Source organism: Paraburkholderia sp. SIMBA_030 (genome assembly GCF_046535245.1).
In the GTDB taxonomy this organism is placed as follows: Bacteria; Pseudomonadota; Gammaproteobacteria; order Burkholderiales; family Burkholderiaceae; genus Paraburkholderia.
This window is the reverse complement of record NZ_JAWRXB010000099.1, coordinates 1-437: the sequence shown is the minus strand read 5'-3', so window position 1 is coordinate 437 and position 437 is coordinate 1. Positions and strand designations below refer to the sequence as shown.

Genomic DNA, 437 nt, shown 5'->3' with positions numbered 1-437 from the left:
CTTGTAGCCGCCTACTGGCATTTGTGCTGCCGACTCGCCCCACGTATTCAACCAGCAGATGCCAGCTTCGATCTGAGCGATGACTCGATGCGCGCGTTTTAGATCTGTAGTCACAACCCCAGCTGCCAAGCCATAATCGGTATCATTGGCACGGCGAATGACTTCTTCTTCGGTCTCGTACGTCAATATCGACATCACTGGGCCAAAGATTTCTTCGCGTACGATAGTCATATCATCTGTGCAATCAGTGAATACTGTCGGTGCGACAAAAGCGCCGTTTGCAAGCTCGTTTGTTGTAACGCGCTCGCCACCTGTTAGCAGACGTGCGCCGCCTTTTTTACCTTGCTCGATATAACCAAGCACGCGCTCCATGTGCGGGAAGCTCACCAGTGGACCCATATTGATGTTCTCATCCATAGGGTCGCCTAGTTTAATAC

Annotated in this window: 1 protein-coding gene; it reads right to left on the bottom strand. The window is 51.5% G+C overall.

The genetic code is table 11. From position 1 onward, the window contains the following. Nucleotides 1–437, bottom strand: a 437-nt coding sequence (locus SB772_RS39200) for an aldehyde dehydrogenase family protein (RefSeq protein ID WP_410838416.1), incomplete at both ends; no start/stop codon positions are given.